Here is a 20,557-nt window from a genome sequence, read left to right as displayed (position 1 = left end):
CCGAACGGGTCGTGCGGAGACCACCACGGTTTTCACCCACGCTAGCGTCGCGGAGGGTATGGGAGACCTTACTGCAACCCTGCACACGAGCAAGGGCGACATCGACGTCGAACTCTACGACGAGCGCGCCCCCCGGACCGTCGAGAACTTCGTCGGCCTCGCGACGGGCGAGAAATCCTGGACCGACCCCGAGACGGGCGAGGAAGTCGACGGCGAACCGCTGTACGACGACGTCCTCTTCCACCGCATCATCGAGGACTTCATGATCCAGACCGGCGACCCGACGGGCACGGGCCGTGGCGGCCCCGGCTACCAGTTCGACGACGAGTTCCACGACGAACTCCGTCACGACGACGCGGGCATCCTCTCGATGGCCAACTCCGGTCCCGACACCAACGGCTCGCAGTTCTTCATCACGCTGGACGCCCAGCCCCACCTCGACGGCCGCCACGCCGTCTTCGGGAAGGTCACCGACGGGATGGACGTCGTCCGCGAGATCGGTTCGGTCGACACCGACGCCAACGACCGCCCGTCCGAGGACGTGTTGCTCGAGTCGGTGACGGTCCACGACGAGTAACTGAGCGGTTCTCGCCTTCGTTCGGACGTTTCGTTCCCGGAGCCCTCCAGCGGCGTGACCGCCGAATGCCACCGATCGGCGGCCGGTGATCGGTTCTCGGTTCTGTACGTCCTGCTCGATTCTGTTAGATATATCTACTAGCAACACTTTTGGTAAATGCCGTCGATCGTGACACTCATGTCTCGTGACCAGTCCGACTGTGGGCGGCGGACGGGAGTTCGATCACGATCTAGACGCGGCGAACCGGCGGTTGAGCGAAGCCACGTGTACGCGGTCGAGGCGGACGGTGATCTGCGACCGAAGCGTCCGGACGAGATCGACCGGGAGTGTGGCTGTGGATGCGCCCACACCCGCCGCGAGTTCATGGTGGGGGTGACCGCGGCCGGCATCGCCGGAGTGGGACTCGCGTCCGGTACTGGGACGGTCGGCGCGTCCGACTCCGCCCTCGAGGGGGCGTCGGACGACACGGTCACTATCGTCCACGACCTCCACAGCCACAGCGAGATCGGCGAACCCGACGGGCCGAACATCGCCCGTTACCGGCGCGTCGTCCAGGAGCAACTCGGCGACCGCGACGACGCCCTCTTCCTCGCGAACGGCGACGAACTCGGCTCCTCGACGATCTCGTTTTTCACCGAGGGCGCACACAAGGTCGAGTTCATGAACGACATGGACCTCGCCGCCGCCGGCGTCGGAAACCACGACTTCGACTACGGGGTCGACGTCGCCGAGCAGCGGTTCCGGGACAGCGAATTCCCCTGGCTGAACTCGGCGCTGTACACCGACGAGGGCGACCTCCTTCCGGGTACCCAGCGGTACACGACCTTCGAGGTCGGGGACCTCACGGTCGGCGTCTTCAACGTCGTCCTGCGTGGGTTCCACGGCATCACGGACTATCCCGACGAGTACGAGCAGCGGGACCCGGTCGAGACCGCCCGCGAGATGACGACGCTGCTCCGGGACCGAGAGGACGCGGACGTCGTCGTCTGCTCGTCACACACCCCTCACGAGACCCACTTCGAACTCGCCGAGAAGGTCGACGGGCTCGACGCGATCTTCGGCTCGCACTCCCACTACACGATGGACGCCGCGGAGATCCACGAGGGTACCGTCATCAGCGAGATCGGGTACGCGTACTTCCACCTCGGCGTGATGACGTTGGACGAGAACGGCGACCTCGTCAGTTGGGAGCGGATCGACCTCGACGGCGGCGTCGATCCCGACCCCGAGTTCCAGCGCCGTATCGAGGCCCAGTACGAGGAACTCGAGGACGAACTCGAGCGGTCGGTCGGGGAGACCGCGGTCGAACTCGACACGTCCGGCTCCGTTACGTACGGCCGCGAGGCCCGGATCGGGAACCTCATCACGGACGTCATGCTCGACGCACACGACGACGCCGAAGTCGCTTTCCAGAACGGGGGCGGGATCCGGACGAATACGACCTACGGGCCGGGCGAACTCACCGCAGGCGACGTCCTGAGCATCCTCCCGTTCGGCAACGAGATCGTCGTCTTCGAGGCTACCGGTTCGGAGATCGAACGAGTACTCGAGAACCGGATCGGCGTCCTCCCCGACAACGCGTTCGGTGCCCAGCAGGGCCAGCAGGTCGCCGGCCTCCAGTACGAGTGGACCGGCCACGAGGAACCCGAGATCGGCGACGTCTACGTCGACGGCGATCCGCTCGAGCCCGACGAGACCTACGTCGTCTCGACGACCGACTATCTGAAGGACATCGCGGGCGCGTACGAGCCGTTCCGCGATGCGCCGGTCATCTGGGAGTCAGGCACCGCCCTCGGGCCGGCCGTCATGGAGTACCTCGAGGAACACAGCCCCGTCGAGCCGAAACTCGAGGACCGCATCCTTCGGGTCGACGAGGACCTCGGCACCCAGGGGGCGGTCTCCCGCCGCCGCGGGGAGACGCGACTCCGGTTCGACGTTCCGGAGGGAGCGAGCGACGTCGCGGACGCGTCGGCGTTCGTTGGACTGGCACGGGGCGACGACGTGACCGACGGCGAGTTCGACCTCGATCCGACGAGCGTCGAGGTAGACGGCGACGACCTCTGGATCGGCTACGATACCGGCGCTCTCCAGCGGTTCGTCGCCCGGACCGACCTCGAGGAGATCCGGGTCTTCGGCGCGTTCGATCCCGATCCGGAGCACTACGGGTACACCGACCCCGACGGCTCCCTCCTCGAGTTGCCCGTCGCGGCGGCGTACGACCGGTTCAGGCTGAAAGCGACCGTCGATATCTCGTCGCCCTCGCTGCGGCCGAACTGAGCGGTTCCGCCGGTCCCGGGAGTCGCTCGCCGCTGACTCGACGTTCGTCGCGCTCGAGAGAGGGGCTCTCCGGCGTGGTTTGGGCTGTTCTTTACCAGTCGTCGCTGTGTACGGTGTGTATGGGTTGGACCGCCGACGACATCCCCGACCAGACCGAACGCACCGCCGTCGTCACTGGTGCGAACAGCGGTATCGGCCTCGAGACGGCCCGCGAACTCGCACGTAACGGCGCGACCGTCGTCATGGCCTGCCGCAGCGAAGGACGCGGCCGGGAGGCAGTCCGGGATATTCACGACGACGTGCCCGATGCCGACCTTCGGCTCGAGGCCTGTGACCTCGCAGACCTCGAGTCGGTCCGCGCGTTCGTCGGCCGGATCGCCGACGAGCGGATCGACGCCCTGATCAACAACGCGGGGACGATGGCCATCCCTCGTTCCGAGACCGAGGACGGGTTCGAGACGCAGTTCGGCGTCAACCACCTCGGACACTTCGCGCTCACCGGACTGCTCCTCGAGTCGCTGGCGACGGACGCCGGGGACCCGGCGCGAGTCGTCACCGTTTCGAGCGGCCTCCACGAACGCGGCGAGATCGACTTCGACGACCTCCACGGCGAGCGGTCGTACGACCCCTGGGACGCCTACGGGCAGTCGAAACTCGCCAACGTTCTCTTCGCCTACGAACTCGAGCGGCGGTTCCGGACGGCCGACACGAACGCGATCAGCGTTGCCGTCCATCCGGGCTATGCCGACACGAAACTGCAGTACCGCGGGATCGAACGCGAAGAGGGACTGGGACGGTGGCTCCGCCTGGCGGGCAGACGGGTGTCGAACGCCGTGCTCGCCCAGTCGGCCGAGAAGGGAGCGTTGCCGACGCTGTACGCCGCGACCGCGCCCGACGTCGAGGGGGGCGCGTACTACGGCCCGGGCGGTCTCATGAACATGCGCGGCGCACCCGAGCGACAGTCCTCCGCCGAAGCGTCGTACGATCGTAAAACGGCCCGTCGTCTGTGGCGCGTCTCCGCCGAACTGACCGGGGTGCGCTACGATCTCCCCCGCCCGGCCGCAGTCGAAATCGAGGAACCGACCGATGTGGAAGCGGATCTTCGAGGGTGAGACGCTCGAGTCGACCGCCCGACGGCGCGGTAGCTCGTCGGCCGACACCGAAACGCACATCCCAACCGGGGGACAACTGGCGTGTGCCTTCTGTGCGAGGGTAGCCAAGCAGGCCAACGGCGGTGGGCTTAAGACCCGCTCCCGTAGGGGTCCGAGGGTTCAAATCCCTTCCCTCGCATCCGCACGATTGAACCCGAGAGTGCCAAGTATGAACGGAGGTGGTTCGAACGACGCGAGACGGGGCGTGAAGGAAGCGACCGTCTCGAGACGAGTGGTGCCGCGAGTACGGCCGAATCAACCCGCCTCGTCCCGAGCGGCTTACGAGTGCCGATTCTGGTATCTTTTTCTCGAGGGGATACGAAAGGGAGACAGAATGTACCTGATCGTCGTCGGCGCGGGTGACACCGGTTCGTATCTGGTCGAACGCGCGGTAAACGACGGAAACGATGTCGTCGTCATCGAACAGAACGAAGCGAGGGCCAACGCCGCATCCGCCGAGTACGACTGTCTCGTGTTGCACGACGACGCCAGAAATCACTCGACGCTCAGGGACGCGGGGATCGACCGGGCCGACGCCGTGATCTCCACGACGGACGTCGACTCGACCAACATCATGGTGATGTTGCTCGCGGAGGAACACGACGTACCGAACCTCGTCAGCGTCGTCCACGATCCGGAGAACCTCCCGGTCTTCGAGAAGATCGGTGCCACCCTGATCGAGAACCCCCAGCACCTGATCGCCGACACGCTTTACCACTCTGTGCGATATCCGACCGTCAGTGACTTCATCGAACTCGACGAGGAGACCGAACTGGTCGAACTCACTGTCACCGACGATGCGCCGATGGCCGGCCAGCGGCTCGACGCAGCGATCGACTCGGGGTCGCTCCCTGAAGGGAGTCTCGTCGTCGCCCTCGAGCGGGACGGCGAGATCCGCGCGCCGAAGGGTAATACCCGGATACAGGCGGGCGACCAGGTGACGGTGTTCACCGACGACGCCTCGCTGACAGACGCCGTCGCGGCGTTTACCGACGATCGGGCATGAGAATGCAGTATCGAACGGTCGGGCGCGACCTCGGCCGTATCCTGCAGATCGTCTCGCTCATGTTGCTCGTCTCCGTCCTGATCGCCGCGATCAACGGCGAGCTCTACGCGATCCCGGCGTTCGTCGCCTCCGCCATAGTGGTCGGCGGGCTCGGCCTGGGGCTTGCACGCCGTTATCGATCAGCCCCGGAACCCGGGAAACTCGAGGCGATGGTGACGGCGGCCACCGCCTGGGGGGCCGTCGGCCTGCTGGGCAGTCTCCCTTTCCTCTTCGTCGCCTGGACGATCGCGCTCGATCCCTACCCCGCGTGGGCGAATACACCAGCCATGACCGACACGGTCGCCGTCTTCCTCCGGCCGGTACACGGCGTCTTCGAGAGCATTAGTGGGTTCACCAGCACCGGACTGACGATGGCGGTCGTCGAGGAGGAGCTTCCCCGCTCGATCCACTGGTGGCGGTCGTTCACCGAGTGGATCGGCGGCGTCGGCGTCATCGTGTTGACCGTCGCGATCCTCGCCCGTCCCGGCAGTGGTTCGCTCACGCTGTTCGAGAGCGAGGCCCGCTCCGAGAAGATCCACCCGAGCATCGTCTCGACGGTCACGGAAATCTGGAAGATCTACCTCGGGTTCACGCTCGCCGGGATCGTCCTCTTTCTCGTCGCCGGCATGCCGCCGTGGGACGCGCTCAACCACGCGATGACCGGCATCTCCACGGGCGGGTTCTCCGTTCATGCGGATTCGATCGGCCACTACGGTAGCCCGGCCATCGAGTACGCGGTCATCCCGGTGATGGTCGCCGGCAGCATCGCGTTTCCGATCCACTACCTGATCCTCAAAGGCGAAGTCTCGAACTTCTATCGGGACATCCAGACACGCTGGGTGTTCGTCTGGTTTACTGCCGGCTCGCTCCTGCTAACGGGGCTTCTCGCCGTCAACGGTCAGTACGACACGCTCGAAGAGACGTTCCGGATCGGCCTGTTCCAGTTCGTCTCGGCGACGTCGAACGCCGGGTTCGGCACGGCGACGCTCGGCGGTGGGACCGAACGGGTCTGGACCGCCGGGCCGACGTTCCTGCTCTGTCTCGGGATGCTCACCGGCGCGGCAGCGGGATCGACCGTCGGCGGCCTCAAACTCGTTCGGGTCCTCGTCCTGCTCAAGGGGACCGTCTGGCAGATCAGGAGCGTCTTCGTCCCCGAGACTGCGGTTCGACACCTCCGCCTGGGGGCGCGCTCGCTCGACAAAACCCAGGTCGAACGAGAGTACACTGAGGCGGCGGTCGTGTTCGTCCTCTGGATCCTCTTTCTCATGCTGGGGGTCGCCGTCTTCCTGTGGACCCTGCCACCGTCCTACCCGGCCGAGTACGTGATCTTCGACGTGATGAGTGCACAGAGTACCGTCGGGCTCGACACCGGGATCACCGGGCCCGACATGCCCGAGGCGGCGAAGGTGGTACTGATCTTCAACATGTGGGTCGGCCGTCTCGAGATCATCCCAGTGGCGGTGCTGCTGGGGACGGTTCTCGAGCGGTTGAACCTCTATCGATGAGACTTCGGTCGGAATTTGGTCCTCTCGTTCGCTTCGGGTAGGGCCCACCGACCCTACCGACCCGATCAGCGCTTAAGTTGCGCGTTCGGCAACGCGAATCCAGCGCCCAGGTAGACGACGCTGCCGGCCAGGAGTGCCGCCGGCAGGGCGGTGAGGGGTGCCAGTTCGGCGAATCCCGTCGCGAACAGTACTAACCCCGCGGCAGAGAACGCGAACCCGCCGGCGAGTCGGTGAAACGCCCGCAGCGGTGCGCCGTCGTCCGCTGCCAGGTCCTCGAGGTCGTCGTCCTCCCCGACGCTCACGAAAAGCGGAAGGAAGAGGAAGACCCCGATTCCGATCAGGAGGCCGGCGACGGCCCCGATCGCTACGTTCTCTAGAGTCAGATAGCCGACCGCCGCGAAGACGACGACGTCCATCACGCCCGCGGCTGCGCCGAGTCGGGTCGGCGTTATCGGTCGGTCTTCGAACGCTGTCGTGTCACGTTCCCGTGTCTGTTCCATGTCTTACTCTTAGTCCGTACGACTGTCATAAATACCGATGTTTCCGTAACGAAATCATCGGGCGCTAGTCGCTCGAGCGCGAGAGGTACTGTGCCGGAACGCGATCGGTCGTGTACGTCTCAGCGCCCCGCTTCGCGATCCGGTGGCCGTCCGCGAGCATCGCCGCGGCGTCGACGACGAGGACGACGGGCTCCGCGGCGTGTCGGCGGCCGACTCGCCGTGCGGCCTCGCGGCTTCCCGAGAGGTGGACCTGCTGGCGGGCCATCGGCAACAGCCCCTCCTCGCGGATCGACGACAGGTTGTCGGGCGCGGTGCCGTGGTAGAGCCGATCCGGGACGGGGGCGTCGGTCGGCTCGAGCGAGACGTCGATGGAGTGGCCGTAGGCCGCACGGACGAGGTGGCGGTCGGCGGACGACTCGAGGTCGTCGCCGGTACTGGTACCGGTATCGGTACCGGTACTGGCGGTTCGCTCGAACCGTCCTTTCGGGTCCGTCGCGATCACCGCGTCGACCCGGCGCTCGTCGGCCCAGTCGTACTTCCGACGGGCCGCCGCGACCAGGTCCTCGTCGGGCACCCAGCCACGGCCGTCGGGCTCGAGGCCGACGTCGTCCGGGAAGTGCCGGAGCGCGCCGCTGAGGAACGTCGAGAGCCGGCGGCGTCGCGAGCCCGAGACCACCTGGTCACCGCGTGCGCCGCAGACGGGACAGCGTCCGTCGTCCGTCGCGAACGGCCCGTGGTCCTCGCAGTCGCGGATCGGTTCCGTCACGTTCCCAGGTCGTCGCTCGAGCGAGAAAACTCGCTCGCCGGCTAGGGATCGCTCGCGCCGACGGCGTCGGTCGGTGGGGCGTCGCTGTCGGGGTCTTTGTCGACGGCGGGACCGGTCTCGTCCCCAAGTCGCAACATCGCGGCGGAAATCTCGGATGCGGGCGGCAGCGTTCGGAGCGCCGGACGCGCGGTGACGTAGAGCCCGAAAAAGAGGTTACCCACGGCCCAGCCGAACATGACGAATCGGCTGCCGACGACGCCGGCGACTGCGCCGCCGACGGCAGAGCCGACCGGGATCGCGACCGTCGCGGCGCTCGTGACCAGCGAGGAGACTCGGCCGAGGAGGTCGTCGTCGACCGCGGACTGGAGCATCGTCCAGAAGAGGACGTTGAACGCCCCGACGGGGACGAACGTCAGGAAAAACAGCCCGACGGTGAGGGGGAACCACGAGAGGACGAGCGCCGCTGCCAGCAACGTTCCGGAGAGGACGTTGCCGGCCGCCGCGAACCGACCGAGCGGGAGGTCCTCGAGGCGCGACGCCAGCACGGTCCCGGCGAACGAGCCGCCTGCGTAGGCCGCCATCAGGATCCCGAAGGCGTCCGGGCCGCCGACGGTATCGGCGAACGCCGGCAGTACGCCGAGCATCGCGCCCGCGGTGAAGTTCGCCACCACGACCCCGATCAGGAGGACGATCAACAGCGAGCCGCGGACGTAGCCGATTCCGGCCGCGAGTTCCGACCGATAGTTCGCTATCGGGCCCGGGGCGTCCGGTTCGCGGTCGGGATCGGTATCGGGGTCGGGGTCGGGGTTGGTGTCAACGTCCTCGGCGTCGTTCTCCGCAGGGTCGGGCACCGACGCAACCGAGACCCCGGCAAAGAGGAGCAACGCGACGCCGAACGTGATCGAGTCGACCACGAACAACGTCACCGCGCCGACGAGCGCGATGAGGACGCCGCTGGCCGCGTTGAACACCATGTCCGCGCCCTGGTAGGCCGCGGACAAAAGCGAGTTCGCCTTCGCGAGATCGTCGTCGTCGACGATCCGCGGGAGCGCGGCGTTCTGTGCGGGGTAGACGAACTGGTTGACGAACGTCACGACCGGCAATAGCGCGAGGACGACCCACACCGAGAGCCGGCCGGTCCAGGCAGCGACGGGCACCGCGAGCACCAGCAGCCCGTTTATCAACTGCGTGCCGACGAGGACGCGCCGGAGCGACCACCGGTCGACGAGCGGCCCGGTGAGAACGGAGAGGGCGGACGGTGCGCGCACGAAGAATCCGGCGAGCCCGGTGTACAACGGCGAGCCGGTCAGTTCGAAGACGAGCCACATCGCGGCGATATAATAGAGGCTGTCGCCGGCGTTCGTCACCAGTCGACCGGCGAGCAGTCGGAGAAACGACCGGTTCGAGCGCAACTCCCCAAGTACCGTCGGCAGCCGCGAGCGCACGCGTTCCATAGAACGACACCGGACCGGCTGCCCAGTAAGTGTTTGTAGAAATATATTTCTGTAACTCCGACAGTAGAAACGGATTTCTATCCGTTCGCCGAGGGGTCGTCCGCTCGAGTTCGTCGTTCGTCGACCAGCGAAAACTCGGCGTCGAACGACACCACGAGCGTTTCGTCCCCGAGCGTCACGGGAACCGAGACGAACAGGGGGTCGATCGATTCGACGCTCGTCACGCCCATCTCGAGCCACTCGAGGTCGGGAAGCGGCGTCTCGCGGACGTCGATCCCGTGTTCGTGGTGGAACCCGACGACTGCCGGTTCGAGGACCGCGACCGCCGCCACGAGGGCGTGACGTTCGACGTCACAGCGGACACAGCGGTGCCGAAGGACGGCGTCTACCGGCAACGACGAGAGCCAGTCGGGGACGCCCCCCTCCCAGTCGTCGTCGACCGCGCGGAGCACCCGCTGGCTGATGGGGCCGTCACAGCGGTGACAGAACCCGTACTGGACGGCGGTGAGCCGGCGTTTCACCCACCGATCTACGACCCCGTGGACGTCCTCGAGGTCGCGGGTCTCGAGTACCCCGGGCGGGATGTCGACCCTGTTGAACCGCGTCCCGCAATCCCGACAGGAAACGGAGACCGCACCGTCCTCGAAGTGGGTCTCGAGGGGCCCACCACACCGCAGGCAGTCGGCGTCGGCGGGGACGGTCTCGCCGGTCAGGTCGCTCGTGTATCCGCCCGAGAGGATGGCGCCGACGACGCGCCGGCCGGCCGGCGTGAGGTCGTAGCCGTCGTCGCCGTCGCGAACGAACTGTCCCTCGAGTTTCTGCAGGTGGTAGTTGAACTGTCCGGGGTCGTCGACGCCGACGCGCTCTCGGAGGGTGCCGTGGGAGAGCGGTCCCGCCTCGTCGAGAACGCGGATCGTTCGGAGCCTGATCCCGTGGGCCAACCGTTCGAACGACTCCTCTGGCGTGAGCCGCTCGACGACGACCTCCGTTCCGTCGTCTGCGGTCATGCAGGGTCGTACGGAAACGCCCGGTATAATTCGCCCGGCGTTCGGGGTCAGTCGCCGGTCCGAAAGGAGAGATCCAGCGACGGTGCCGAGTGGGTCAGCGACCCCATCGAGACCACGTCGACGCCGGTCGCCGCGTACGCGGCCACGTCCTCGAGTTCGATGCCGCCGCTGGCCTCGGTCAGCGCGTCGGTACTCGCCTCGTCGAGTCGATCGACGGCCGCCGCGGTTTCGTCGGGGGCCATGTTGTCCAGCAGGACGATATCGGCGCCGGCCTCGGCCGCTCGCGGCGCGTCCTCGACCGTCTCGACCTCGACCTCGATCTTCGTCGCGAACGACGTGCGCTCGCGGAAGTGCGCGACGGCGTCCTCGAGGCCCAGCTCGGCGACGTGGTTGTCCTTGACCATCACCATGTGCGAGAGGTCGAGCCGGTGGGTGTCGCCCCCGCCCGCGACGACGGCCCGCTTCTCGAGGCCGCGCAGGCCGGGTGTCGTCTTGCGGGTGGCGGCGATCCGGACGTCGTCGGACTCGGTTCGCGCTTCGTCGACGGCGCGACGAGTTTGGGTGGCGATCCCCGAGGCGTGGCCGGCGAGGTTTACGGCGACGCGTTCGCCCCGGAGCACCTCGCGAGCCGGCCCCTCGACGCGAAGCGCCACGTCGCCGGGATCGACGGCCGTTCCCTCCTCGAGTCGGTCGACGACGTCGACGCCGAGGTAGTCGAAGACGGCTTCGGCAGCCTCGAGACCGGCGGCGATGCCCGCTTCCTTGGCGACGAGGCGGCCGGTCGTCTCGCCGGGGACCTGGTTCGTCACGTCGTGGTGGCCCACGTCCTCGCGGAGCCAGCGTTCGACCTGTGCGTCGGTGATCATGGTCGATCGGCGGTCGCCGGTTCGGGGTCGGTCGTTTCCTCCTCCGCCTCGTCGACGACGTAGTGACACCCCGTCGACTCCTCGTTCTCGCTCGCGGCCCGGGCGATCAACAGCGCGACGACGCTTGCGTTCCGCAGTTCGTAGAGGTCTCGGGCCGTCCGGGTCCGGACGTAGGCGTCGACCTCGCCCTTGAGCCGCCGGAGGACGGCGCTCGCGCGGGCGACCTCGTCGGGATCGCGCTCGAGGCCGAGGTACTCGTCCATCGTCCGCCGGAGTCGGGTGAACTTCTCTGCGGCGAAGCGCTCGGGCAGGTCCGGGTCGCTGTCGCGGAGTTCGGGGGCCTCCACCCGCTCGGGGGTCGCGTCCGTGGCCGCCGCGTCCTCGCCCGCCCGCAGGCCCCAGACGAGCCCCTCGAGCAGGCTGGTGCTCGCCAGCCGGTTCGCGCCGTGGACGCCCGTGCGGGCACACTCGCCGACGGCGTACAGGCGCTCGAGCGAGGTCCGTCCGCGGTCGTCCACGTCGATTCCGCCACACAGGAAGTGCTCGCAGGGGGCGACGGGGATCTCCGACCCCTCGATCCCGCGGTCGCGGCACTTCTCGGCGATCCCGGGGTACTCGGATTCGAACTCGAGGGGGCTCACGTCGAGGACGACCTCGCCGGTCGCCTCGCGCTCGGCCGCGACGGCGCGGGCGACGACGTCCCGGGGCGCGAGTTCGGCGTCGGGGTGGTAGTCCTCCATGAACCGCTCGCCGTTCCCGTTCAGCAATACTGCGCCCTCGCCGCGCAGCGCTTCCGAGAGGAGGAACGTGTCCCGCTCCGCGGCTTCGCCGCTCCGTTTCGAGCCCCGTTGCGCCTCGCTGCCCGCGTAGGCCGTCGGGTGGAACTGGACGTACTCGAGGTCGTCGACCGTCGCGCCGGCGAGCGCGGCCATCGCGATCCCGTCGCCGGTCGCGCCCTCGGGGTTCGTCGAACGCCCGTAGAGCGCGCCGATCCCGCCGGTTGCGAGGATAGTCGTCCCGGCGTAGATCGGGTGACCCGTCGCGGACTCGTCGGTCACGACGCCGTGGACCCGACCCTCGTCGGCGATCAACTCGAGGGCGGCGGTGTCCTGTCGGACCTCGATCCGGTCGTGGTCGTCCACGTGGGCCAGGAACGGCCGCAGGATGTGGCTCCCCGTCGCGGCGTCGACGTGGAGGATCCGATGTTCGGAGTGGGCCGCCTCCCGCGTGTAGTCGAACTCGCCGTCGTCGGTTTCGTCGAACGGAATCTCGAGGGTGTCGACGAGGACGTCCTCGACGGCGTCGTCAGCGTTCTCGACGAGGACGTCGACCGCCGCGGGGTCGGCGGTGCCGTCGCTGGCCTCGAGGACGTCCTCCTTCAGGCTCTCGGGATCCCCGCGCGTCGTCGAGATGCCGCCCTGTGCCCAGTCGGTGCTGGCGTCGTCGGGGCGTTCGGCCTTGGTCAGGAGCAGTACGTCCGAGCCCTCGCGCGCGGCGGCAAGCGCGGCCGCACAGCCGGCGATGCCGCTGCCGACGACGAGGACGTCCGCGGTCTCGTGGGTGGTGTCGGTCATCGGTTCGAGTTAGATCTCGAGCATTCGGTCGAGCGCGACCGCCGCGAGTTCTTTCTCCTCCGGTGCGACCTCGATCACGTTGCGTTCGCGGCCCTCGGCGAGTTCCTCGAGGACCCACGCGAGGTAGTTGGGGTCGATCTGGCGCATGGCGTTGCAGTCCATGCAGGCCTCGCCACAGAGCGGGAGCACCTCGACCTCGGGATGCCACCGCTGGAGGTGGTTCGTGAGGTGGATCTCGGTGCCGATGGCCCACGTCTCGCCGGGGTCGGCGTTCTCGACGGTTTCACAGATCGTGCTCGTCGAGCCGACGACGTCCGCGGCCTCGACGACCTCGCGGCGACACTCGGGGTGGACGACGACGTTTGCACCGGGGTTCGCTTCGCGAACCCGATCGATGTGGTCGGCCCGGAACCGCTCGTGGACCTGGCAGTAGCCGTCCCAGAGGATGATGTCGCTTTCGGCGACCTCGGCGGCATCCTTGCCTTCGGGATCCCAGGGGTCCCACTCGGCGATCTCGTCCTCCATCTCGAGCCGGTGGGCCGTGTTCTCACCGAGGTGCTTGTCGGGCAGGAACAGGACCTTGTCGCCGCGCTCGAAGGCCCACTCGAAGGCCCTGTGGGCGTTCGAGGAGGTACAGACGAGCCCGCCCTGGCTCGCACAGAAGGCCTTCAGGTCCGCGTAGGAGTTCATGTAGGTGATCGGGATAATGTCGGCGTCCGGCGTGGCCGCCGTGATCTCGGCCCAGGCGCTGTCGACCTGCAGGGCCTCGGCCATCCCCGCCATCGGGCAGGACGCCTCCATCGACGGGAGGATCACCGTCTGGTCGTCGGTGATGATGTCCGCGCTCTCGGCCATGAACGTCACGCCGCCGAAGACGACGTACTCCGCGTCGGCTTCGGCCGCCTCCTTCGAGAGCTGGTAGGAGTCGCCGACGAAGTCGGCGTGCTCGACGATCTCCCGCCGCTGGTAATTGTGCCCGAGGACGACGACGTCGTCGCCGAGTTCCTCGAGCGCCGCCTCGATGCGTGCCGTTCGTTCGGACTCCTCGAGCTCCCGGTACTGGGGCGGCAACTGCTCGAGGTTGTCGTATTTGAACAAACTGAGATCAGTCTCTAGCTCCGCGGTTTCCATCTTGACCATTTCACGGCACCTGTGATTGATCGCACATCACACGTGACTATTGAATAATTTTTTCCTTCGAAACGACATACCGGGGAGATACCACTCGTGGATACAACGCTCGAAAACGAATCGTCGGTTGTTCGCCGTCACTGACCTGTCTCCGCGGAGAACGGTCCGTGGCGATTACCCGACGGTTGTCGGCGAGTTGCCCTCGTGGAAAAATCTCGGAGTCAAGGACGGGTCACGCGGTATGGTGGCTCGGATCCCCGTCTGGCGCTCGTTCCTGGGGATGCGTGACCCGGTTCGTCGCGCTCGGTTCGCACGCGGTGCGCCGCCCTGACGACGGACTTGCTATCGCCCGTCGACGTGCGTCCGTCCACCGTCCACCGCTATAAATTGTGGGGTGAGTTAACACGCTGAACAGTCAGCGGGCTCGTAGGGTGACGACGGTCAGTACTCGGTACCGGTTTTGCCCTCGAGTCGGTCGTAGTGCTCGTCGACGACCCGGAGGACGGCAATCAGCGCGCCGACGACGACGGGCCCGAAGAACAGACCCATGATCCCGAACGCGTAGATCCCACCGAGGACGCCGAGGATGATGACTGCCGGACTGATCTTGGCGTACCGGTCGACGACGATCGGGCGGAGGTAGTCGTCCGTAGCGCCGACGATGATGGTGCTGTAGACCGCCAGCCCAACGGCCAGCACTGGTGCGCCGGTAATCAGGAGGTAGCCGACGGCAGGGGCCCAGACCAGGAACGATCCGATCAGCGGTATCAGCGACAACACGATCATGACGAACGTCCAGAACGCGGCGTTGGGGATTCCCGTCGCGAACAGGCCAAGCCCCGCGATCGTACCCTGTACGACTGCGATCAGGACGTGGCCGGCCAGAACCGCCCACGTCACACGCTCGAGTTCGTCGTAGAGGTCGCTCTGGACGTCGTCCGGCAATGGCGTCCGTTCGTGGAGCCACACGAGCAGACGGTCGCCGTCCCTGAGCAGGTAGTAGATCAGGAACAGTGCCAGTCCAATGCCGATCATGGCGTGGGTGAACACGCTGAACCACGCCGCGGTCCGCTCGACCAGGATCGTCCCGATCTGCTCGGCGGAGTCGGCCACCGTCCCGGCGATGTCGACCGTGATGCCGAGTTCCTCCTCGATGCGACTCTCGATCTCGCTCGTCCCGAGGTTCTCCGGGTCGACCTGCTGGAACATGTCGGCCGCGTCGCCCGCCACGACGGCGACGACGACGACGAACGGAACGACGAGCACCACGAGTGCGAACACAACGAGGGCAAACGCCGCGACAGCGTCCGAAATCCGCTGTTCGAGGCGCCGCTGCAGCGGCGACAGCATGAACGCGACCAGGATGGCCGCGAGGACGTACTGGAGGAAGGGAGTTACCAGTTGCCAGGAGAGATACGCGAAGACCAAGACGAGCGCGATAAGATAGCCTCGGCTGAGGTTCACACCCCTCGTAACGGCGTTCTGTCGGATAAAACTGAGCCAGACGTGTTCGACGGAGAGACTGTCGTATTCAACCGTCCCACGCCTTCAAGAGTGTGGTACGCTAACGTACAAACGGATGTCCACCCAGCTCGATCCCCTCTCGCTGGCCGGTGATCTGCTCTATGCGGTCAAGACGGAGGGCGAACCCGAAGGCGGCCTCGGAACGGCCACGGGCGCCGACACCAGACCGGGAGGCGCCGCCGAGGCCCGGTACGAGGGCGACGTCGCTCATCTCCGGGAGCGGCTCGCGACCCTCGGGCGCTCTCGACTGACTCGAGAACTCTCCACACGCGAACGCAAACTCTCGTTCTGGCTCAACTGTTACAACGCCTACGCACAACTCCGACTCGAGGAGGAACCCGACGTGCTCGAGGGCGGATTGCTCGAGCGATGGAAGTTCTTCTGCCGGGACCGTGTGCCGGTCGCCGGTGCCTGGTTGAGTCTCAACGACATCGAACACGGGCTCTTGCGCAGTTCGAAACACCCGTGGGGGCTCGGTTACCTCCCGCGTCCGTTCCCGTCGTCGTTCGAGCGGGAGTTTCGCCTCGAGCAGTGCGACCCGCGGATCCACTTCGCGCTGTGTCGAGGCGCGGAGAACAGCCCGCCGATCGCGATCTACTCGCCGGACGACGTCGACGAGCACTTGGACATCGCGATCGAGTGGTTCTTGGAGGAAAACGCCGAGTACGATCCCGACGCCAACAGGGTGACGATCCCCCGGTTCTTCCGGCGCTACCGCGGCGATTTCGGCGGCAAGCGGGGCATCGTCGAATTCCTCCGGCGTTACAACGCGATCCCGGGGGATGCGACCCCGTCGATCGAGTGTGAGGCGTCGGCCCGCGCCCCGGATTTCGACATCGAGGTCGACCGGGACGAGTTACACGAGTTGCGCCGATAGGTCCGGGACCGCGGGACCGCACCTCGAGTCGCCGTTCCCGAGTTCCGTACGGCCGATCCCTTATTCCGCGTCGTCGGCGACCCGGACCGTGTTCGCGGCCGGGGCGATCCGTTTTACGCTCCGGACGGCCCGCTCGGCGTTGCTCCGCGAGGCGTAGCCCTCGCCGCTGTCGGCGACGATGTTCCCGTTCCAGTGGACCAACCGCCAGCGCCACTCCCTCCCCCCGCCGGCGTCGGTCGGTTCGTCCGGCTGGTCCTCGGCCGCGTCGCCGGCAGCCCGCGGGGTACGGTCGGATCGGTCGGCACCACCCGTCGAGTCGGCCGTCCAGCCGCTCGCGTCGCGGTCGCGGACGACCCCCTCCGGCGGCATCGTTGCCATTGCCGAATCCTCCGAGGCGTCGTCCGACGGTCGCTCCGGCGACAGAACGACGTCGGTGGGTCGGCCGTTGGGGTCGGTTCCCTCGCCGTTATCCTCGCCCTCCCGGGACGTCGCCCGTACGCTCGAGCCGTCCGGATCGTCCCACTCGAGGTCGATCGTGAGCCCCGCTGTCGACGGGTCGCTGTCGCCGTCGGCTTCGCCGGATACTCCCTCGACGTCGCGGGCGACGCCCGCTTCGAGGGTGACCCGCTGCCCCACTGCCGCGCTGACGCTCCCCTTTTCGTCGGCGATCCGGACGGGAACGCCGTCCTCGAGTGCACCCGCGAACGAGCGGAAGGCCCGCGCGAGATCGGCTCGGTCGATCGCACGCTCGACTGTTCGGTCGGCGTCGGTTCGTGAATCGGTCACAGTGATCCCGGTGGATGTACGAGGGCCGGCCTGTAGAGGTTACCGTCGGGTTCGGCCCGACGGCGGGCCGGTGCGTTTTTGTCGCCGCGCTGTCTTCGCTCGCTCGTGCCTTCCCCGGATCCGGAGCCACGCGGCGACCGAGCCGCCGTGTTCGATCGAGACGACCGTACCTGCAGGCGCTGTGGCGCGAGCGACGACGCCGACGGGCTTTGCCTTTACCCCGTCGGCGACGTTCCCCTCGAGGGAACCGTCCACGAGAGCGCGCTCGTCACCGTCTGTAACTCCTGTTTCGCCGGGCTGGAGCGGACGCCGACGCCCGACTCGCTCCGGCTCGAGGCCGACGACCTCTTCGACCTCGTCCGCGAGACGACCCAGCGACAGGGCGTGACGGTGTCGGCCGTCGCCTCCTTCGCGTCGCTCGCGACGTCGCTGCCGGCCGAACTCGATGCCGAGTCGACCGATTCCGACCCGGCGGCCGAGTACGTGCAGGCCCGCCGCGAGGTGCTGCTCGCGATGGACTCCGTACCGTCCCGGCTCGAGCGCCTCTCGGCCGTCGAGACGGGGCACCTCGAGGCCGACGTCGCCAGCGACCGTGCCGACAACGAACCCCCGCTCGCGGAACCGCTCGAGGGCCTCACCGACGCGGCGACGCGGCTCCAGTCGGAACTGCGGGACCTGATCGCACTCGCCGAAGCGGTCGCGGTCGGCCTCGATCGCTGTCAGGGGTGTCTCGAGCCGTTCGACGTCCCCGACTCGGATACCGAAGAGCCCCGTCAGTGTCCGACCTGCGGCCTCGAGCCCTGCGACGCCGGCCGGTGGCGAGGGGCCGACGGCGCGGTGGTCTTCGACCGCCTCTACGACGAGATCAACGCCGAGCTCCAGAACGCGTCGGACACCACGGAGGAACTAACCGAGGGCGCGGCCGCCGTCGCCGAACGGCTCGCGGTCGAGTCCGACCCCGGGAACTGACTCGCGTCCCGCGACGATCGTTTTCACCGTCTCCGGATCGGTTCGCCGTCGAGACCGTCGTCGAACCCAGAGGGTTCGGAATACGCAACTCGAACGCATATACGGCGTCCCGTCGTACTCTGTCTGACGTGGCGACCGATGACCGACCGGACGCGGAGGACGCGTCGACCGGCGACGACTCGAGCACCGAGCGATCGAGAATCGACCGCCGCCAGCTGCTCCGTGCCGGGGTCAACACCGGCGTCGCCGCGACGCTCGTTTGGGGCGTCGGCGCGGCGAACTACGTTTCATCGGAAGACCTCGGCTCGATCACCTACGCCCTCGCCCGCCCGAGTCCCGACGCCGACGGGACCGACCTCGAGCCCCGCACGAAGGACGTACCGATCCCATGGCAGGAGAGCCTTCGACTGGCGTTCGACGCCCAGGACGCCATCCACGATCTGGGGCTCTCCCCGCTCATCTCGTCGTTCGTCGTCCCCGGGAGCTACGATCGGCCCGAGGCATCGGTCTCGGTCAACGCCACCGACGAGGGGGTCCTCGAGCAGATCGAGGACGTCACCTCGAGCGTCCCGATCGACCTGACCGTCGTCGACGAGATTCCGCCGCCGCCGGAGCAGGAAGCCGACGAATCGGACGCCTACCGGGTGCAGGACCTGGACCCCGAACGGGTTCCCGGCGGCGTCGTCTGTCACAGCGAACGGGCCTCGGGGACCCTGACGCCCGCGCTGTTCGACGCCGAGGACGGGTCGCGGTACTTCGCGACCTCGAACCACGTCTACGGCGAGCAGGGAACCAAGGAGGAGGAACACAGCGGCGAACCGCTCGAGCTCCGGTCCGACGAGGACGACGAGCGCCACCGGATCGGTGAGGTCGTCCGCGGCTATCCCGCGGCCGACACCGTCCAGATCGACCCCGTCGACGAGTTCCGGCCGGCGACCGAGATCGAGCGGGCCGAACCCTCGACGGTGATCGGCCAGTTCACGCGGGACGGGCTAGCGGATCTGATGGCCCGTGAAGCCACGCTCGAGAAGATCGGGGCCTTCTCCGATCACACGGTCGGCGAGGTCCAGGGCGTCAACGCCGTCACCTGTTATGCCGGCGAGATCTGTAAACCCGGACAGCTCGTCTGGGGCAACGAGGAGGACCTCACTGACGGGGACAGCGGCTCGGTCAATTTCCGTGCCGATCCCGAGAACCCCGACGACTACGTGCTCGTCGGCGGGATCAACAACGCCCGGACGTGGTGGCCCGGGGGCGACTTCACCTGGGGGACGGCGGCCCACCACCTGCTCGAGAAGCACGGCCTCCACTTCTGATCGTCACCCCTGCCCCCGCCCCGGTCCGGCTCACCCGGCCTACGCCGGCGCGGACATTTACTAGCGTCGGCATCGTTGGTCCCGGTATGGCCGGACAAGGGTTGCGACCCTCCGACGAGCGGGTCGCCGATCTGCTCGTCGACGTCGCGGTCGTCGTCGTCTGGATTATCGTGGCGACGCTCGTGTTCAGGGCGCTCGAGTTGCCCGTGACGGCGTACTACCTCGTCGTCTTCGCCGGGGTGGTCTCGTACTCGCTAGCGACCGATCCCCGCGAGTGGCGGCTCCGCTCGACGTTCGATGGGGAAGGTACGAGGACCGGATCCGAACGGGAAGGGAACTGAGTGAACTCGGACGGGGGCTCCGAAATCAGTCCCAAACGGGGCCCCGTTACAGGTCGGTTGTTGCCTCGAGGGAGATATCGATCGCGCGGCCGACGTTGTTCTTGGCTTTCTCGGGGAGTTCGTCGTCCTCGGTGTCGGTCCCCTTCTGGGTGCCTTCGACGAGGTTGCCGTCGACGGTACAGATCGCGCCGGCGCGCAGCCCCTTGCGGCGGGCCAGCGAGAAGACGGCCGCGGCCTCCATCTCGACCGCGAGCAGGCCGGCGTCCTCCCAGTCGTGGACGTGTTCGTCGGTCTCGGCGTAGTAGGCGTCGTCGGAGGCGATCGGGCCGACGTGAACGTCTTCATCGTTCGCTTCCGCAGAGTCGACCAACGCCGACAGCACGTCGTAATCCGGGACGGCGGGGAACTCGACGGACTCGTACCGTTTCGTGGTCCCCTCGTTTTTCGCCGCGCCGGTCGCGACGATCATGTCGCCGATCTCGATCTCCGACTGGAGCGCGCCGGTCGTCCCGACGCGGATGAACGTCTCGACGCCGACGTTTGCCATCTCCTCGATGGCGATCGCCGCGGAGGGACAGCCGATCCCTGTCGAACAGATCGTCAGCTCCCGCCCCTCGTAGGTGGCGTTGACGACCTTGTACTCGCGGTTCCTGGCGATCGTCTCGCTCTCGTCGCAGTGGTCCGCGATTCGATCGACGCGGCCGGGGTCGCCCGGGATCAGCGCGACGTCGTTCAGGTCGCCCTCCTCGACTAGCAGGTGCGGTTGCGTTGCCATACCGTCGCTTTCCCCCGGTGACGAGAAAAAAGGTTCGAGAGCGGACCCGCGGGCGGTCGGGCTGGCGAGACCGACCGCTGTGACGAATCGACTGGCCCACGATCGCTCGTCAGCGC

The 20,557-nt window shown here is 67.4% G+C and carries 19 protein-coding genes and 1 tRNA gene; 10 read left to right on the top strand and 10 right to left on the bottom strand.

The annotated features are described in order from the left end of the window. The first annotated feature begins 58 nt into the window (after window positions 1–58). From CHINAEXTREME_RS02175 to CHINAEXTREME_RS02150, 6 genes are all read left to right on the top strand, one after another. Window positions 59–577 carry a peptidylprolyl isomerase gene (locus CHINAEXTREME_RS02175; RefSeq protein ID WP_029601458.1) on the top strand — a complete coding sequence of 173 codons (519 nt, stop codon included), beginning with the start codon at window positions 59–61 and terminating at the stop codon, window positions 575–577. Between the two features lie 264 nt (window positions 578–841). Then, complete coding sequence (locus CHINAEXTREME_RS02170; protein WP_007142146.1) at window positions 842–2,854, top strand: bifunctional metallophosphatase/5'-nucleotidase; 2,013 nt, start codon at window positions 842–844, stop codon at window positions 2,852–2,854. A 119-nt stretch (window positions 2,855–2,973) separates the two neighbouring features. Beyond that, on the top strand, window positions 2,974–3,966 hold the full coding sequence (locus CHINAEXTREME_RS02165) for an oxidoreductase (protein WP_007142147.1): 993 nt from the start codon (window positions 2,974–2,976) through the stop codon (window positions 3,964–3,966). 94 nt (window positions 3,967–4,060) lie between these two features. Next, window positions 4,061–4,144 (top strand) — tRNA-Leu (locus CHINAEXTREME_RS02160). Window positions 4,145–4,339: 195 nt separating this feature from the next. After that, window positions 4,340–5,011: a potassium channel family protein gene (locus tag CHINAEXTREME_RS02155; RefSeq protein ID WP_007142148.1), complete on the top strand. Its 672-nt coding sequence runs from the start codon at window positions 4,340–4,342 to the stop codon at window positions 5,009–5,011. Continuing rightward, window positions 5,008–6,555: a TrkH family potassium uptake protein gene (locus tag CHINAEXTREME_RS02150; RefSeq protein ID WP_029601459.1), complete on the top strand. Its 1,548-nt coding sequence runs from the start codon at window positions 5,008–5,010 to the stop codon at window positions 6,553–6,555. Before CHINAEXTREME_RS02155 ends, CHINAEXTREME_RS02150 begins: the two co-directional genes overlap by 4 nt. A 65-nt stretch (window positions 6,556–6,620) precedes the next feature. Here CHINAEXTREME_RS02150 and CHINAEXTREME_RS02145 read toward each other — a convergent pair whose 3' ends face one another. The 8 genes from CHINAEXTREME_RS02145 to CHINAEXTREME_RS02110 form a co-directional block, all read right to left on the bottom strand. Further along, the gene (locus CHINAEXTREME_RS02145; RefSeq protein WP_007142150.1) at window positions 6,621–7,055 is read right to left on the bottom strand and encodes a hypothetical protein; all 435 of its coding nucleotides are present in this window, start codon (window positions 7,053–7,055) and stop codon (window positions 6,621–6,623) included. Between the two features lie 64 nt (window positions 7,056–7,119). Beyond that, a complete protein-coding gene (locus CHINAEXTREME_RS02140; protein ID WP_007142151.1) occupies window positions 7,120–7,821 on the bottom strand; it encodes an RNA 2'-phosphotransferase in 702 nt (233 codons plus the stop codon). A 41-nt stretch (window positions 7,822–7,862) separates the two neighbouring features. Then, window positions 7,863–9,275 (bottom strand): MFS transporter, encoded by a 1,413-nt coding sequence (locus tag CHINAEXTREME_RS02135; protein ID WP_007142152.1) that lies wholly within the window; start codon window positions 9,273–9,275, stop codon window positions 7,863–7,865. A 77-nt stretch (window positions 9,276–9,352) separates the two neighbouring features. Next, window positions 9,353–10,282, bottom strand: a complete 930-nt coding sequence (locus CHINAEXTREME_RS02130; RefSeq protein ID WP_007142153.1) for a DUF7351 domain-containing protein — start codon at window positions 10,280–10,282, stop codon at window positions 9,353–9,355. A 47-nt stretch (window positions 10,283–10,329) separates the two neighbouring features. Further along, a complete protein-coding gene (gene nadC / locus CHINAEXTREME_RS02125; protein WP_007142154.1) occupies window positions 10,330–11,148 on the bottom strand; it encodes a carboxylating nicotinate-nucleotide diphosphorylase in 819 nt (272 codons plus the stop codon). Beyond that, a complete protein-coding gene (locus CHINAEXTREME_RS02120; protein WP_007142155.1) occupies window positions 11,145–12,722 on the bottom strand; it encodes an L-aspartate oxidase in 1,578 nt (525 codons plus the stop codon). Before CHINAEXTREME_RS02120 ends, nadC begins: the two co-directional genes overlap by 4 nt. Before the next feature lie 9 nt (window positions 12,723–12,731). Next, window positions 12,732–13,862 carry a quinolinate synthase NadA gene (gene nadA / locus CHINAEXTREME_RS02115; protein WP_007142156.1) on the bottom strand — a complete coding sequence of 377 codons (1,131 nt, stop codon included), beginning with the start codon at window positions 13,860–13,862 and terminating at the stop codon, window positions 12,732–12,734. Between the two features lie 432 nt (window positions 13,863–14,294). Continuing rightward, complete coding sequence (locus CHINAEXTREME_RS02110; RefSeq protein ID WP_007142157.1) at window positions 14,295–15,317, bottom strand: AI-2E family transporter; 1,023 nt, start codon at window positions 15,315–15,317, stop codon at window positions 14,295–14,297. A gap of 115 nt (window positions 15,318–15,432) precedes the next feature. Here CHINAEXTREME_RS02110 and CHINAEXTREME_RS02105 point away from each other — a divergent pair, with 115 nt between their 5' ends. Further along, window positions 15,433–16,254 carry a DUF547 domain-containing protein gene (locus tag CHINAEXTREME_RS02105; RefSeq protein ID WP_007142158.1) on the top strand — a complete coding sequence of 274 codons (822 nt, stop codon included), beginning with the start codon at window positions 15,433–15,435 and terminating at the stop codon, window positions 16,252–16,254. Between the two features lie 60 nt (window positions 16,255–16,314). On the opposite strand, the gene CHINAEXTREME_RS02100 is transcribed toward CHINAEXTREME_RS02105, so the two are convergent. Beyond that, a complete protein-coding gene (locus CHINAEXTREME_RS02100; protein ID WP_076738692.1) occupies window positions 16,315–17,040 on the bottom strand; it encodes a DUF1508 domain-containing protein in 726 nt (241 codons plus the stop codon). A 105-nt stretch (window positions 17,041–17,145) separates the two neighbouring features. Between CHINAEXTREME_RS02100 and CHINAEXTREME_RS02095 the strand changes: the two genes are divergently transcribed. The 3 genes from CHINAEXTREME_RS02095 (at window position 17,146) to CHINAEXTREME_RS02085 (ending at window position 19,666) form a co-directional block, all read left to right on the top strand. After that, window positions 17,146–18,009 carry an HNH endonuclease gene (locus tag CHINAEXTREME_RS02095; protein WP_029601460.1) on the top strand — a complete coding sequence of 288 codons (864 nt, stop codon included), beginning with the start codon at window positions 17,146–17,148 and terminating at the stop codon, window positions 18,007–18,009. A 128-nt stretch (window positions 18,010–18,137) separates the two neighbouring features. After that, window positions 18,138–19,325: a hypothetical protein gene (locus tag CHINAEXTREME_RS02090; protein ID WP_007142161.1), complete on the top strand. Its 1,188-nt coding sequence runs from the start codon at window positions 18,138–18,140 to the stop codon at window positions 19,323–19,325. An 86-nt stretch (window positions 19,326–19,411) separates the two neighbouring features. After that, window positions 19,412–19,666 carry a hypothetical protein gene (locus CHINAEXTREME_RS02085; protein WP_007142162.1) on the top strand — a complete coding sequence of 85 codons (255 nt, stop codon included), beginning with the start codon at window positions 19,412–19,414 and terminating at the stop codon, window positions 19,664–19,666. 46 nt (window positions 19,667–19,712) lie between these two features. On the opposite strand, the gene CHINAEXTREME_RS02080 is transcribed toward CHINAEXTREME_RS02085, so the two are convergent. Continuing rightward, window positions 19,713–20,441: a nucleoside phosphorylase gene (locus CHINAEXTREME_RS02080; protein ID WP_007142163.1), complete on the bottom strand. Its 729-nt coding sequence runs from the start codon at window positions 20,439–20,441 to the stop codon at window positions 19,713–19,715. Window positions 20,442–20,557 lie beyond the last annotated feature (116 nt).

It is taken from the genome of Halobiforma lacisalsi AJ5 (genome assembly GCF_000226975.2).
Taxonomy (GTDB): domain Archaea; phylum Halobacteriota; class Halobacteria; order Halobacteriales; family Natrialbaceae; genus Natronobacterium; species Natronobacterium lacisalsi.
Note: the sequence above shows the minus strand (reverse complement) of the source record. Positions and strands in the feature narration are given on the sequence as shown.

Excerpts from the sequence above, each read along its gene's own strand:
- CHINAEXTREME_RS02175 (WP_029601458.1), top strand. The coding sequence starts at position 59 with ATGGGAGACCTTACTGCAACCCTGCACACGAGCAAGGGCGACATCGAC.
- CHINAEXTREME_RS02165 (WP_007142147.1), top strand. The coding sequence starts at position 2,974 with ATGGGTTGGACCGCCGACGACATCCCCGACCAGACCGAACGCACCGCC.
- CHINAEXTREME_RS02155 (WP_007142148.1), top strand. The coding sequence starts at position 4,340 with ATGTACCTGATCGTCGTCGGCGCGGGTGACACCGGTTCGTATCTGGTC.
- CHINAEXTREME_RS02150 (WP_029601459.1), top strand. The coding sequence starts at position 5,008 with ATGAGAATGCAGTATCGAACGGTCGGGCGCGACCTCGGCCGTATCCTG.
- CHINAEXTREME_RS02145 (WP_007142150.1), bottom strand. The coding sequence starts at position 7,055 with ATGGAACAGACACGGGAACGTGACACGACAGCGTTCGAAGACCGACCG.
- CHINAEXTREME_RS02135 (WP_007142152.1), bottom strand. The coding sequence starts at position 9,275 with ATGGAACGCGTGCGCTCGCGGCTGCCGACGGTACTTGGGGAGTTGCGC.
- CHINAEXTREME_RS02130 (WP_007142153.1), bottom strand. The coding sequence starts at position 10,282 with ATGACCGCAGACGACGGAACGGAGGTCGTCGTCGAGCGGCTCACGCCA.
- nadC (WP_007142154.1), bottom strand. The coding sequence starts at position 11,148 with ATGATCACCGACGCACAGGTCGAACGCTGGCTCCGCGAGGACGTGGGC.
- CHINAEXTREME_RS02120 (WP_007142155.1), bottom strand. The coding sequence starts at position 12,722 with ATGACCGACACCACCCACGAGACCGCGGACGTCCTCGTCGTCGGCAGC.
- nadA (WP_007142156.1), bottom strand. The coding sequence starts at position 13,862 with ATGGTCAAGATGGAAACCGCGGAGCTAGAGACTGATCTCAGTTTGTTC.
- CHINAEXTREME_RS02105 (WP_007142158.1), top strand. The coding sequence starts at position 15,433 with ATGTCCACCCAGCTCGATCCCCTCTCGCTGGCCGGTGATCTGCTCTAT.
- CHINAEXTREME_RS02085 (WP_007142162.1), top strand. The coding sequence starts at position 19,412 with ATGGCCGGACAAGGGTTGCGACCCTCCGACGAGCGGGTCGCCGATCTG.
- CHINAEXTREME_RS02080 (WP_007142163.1), bottom strand. The coding sequence starts at position 20,441 with ATGGCAACGCAACCGCACCTGCTAGTCGAGGAGGGCGACCTGAACGAC.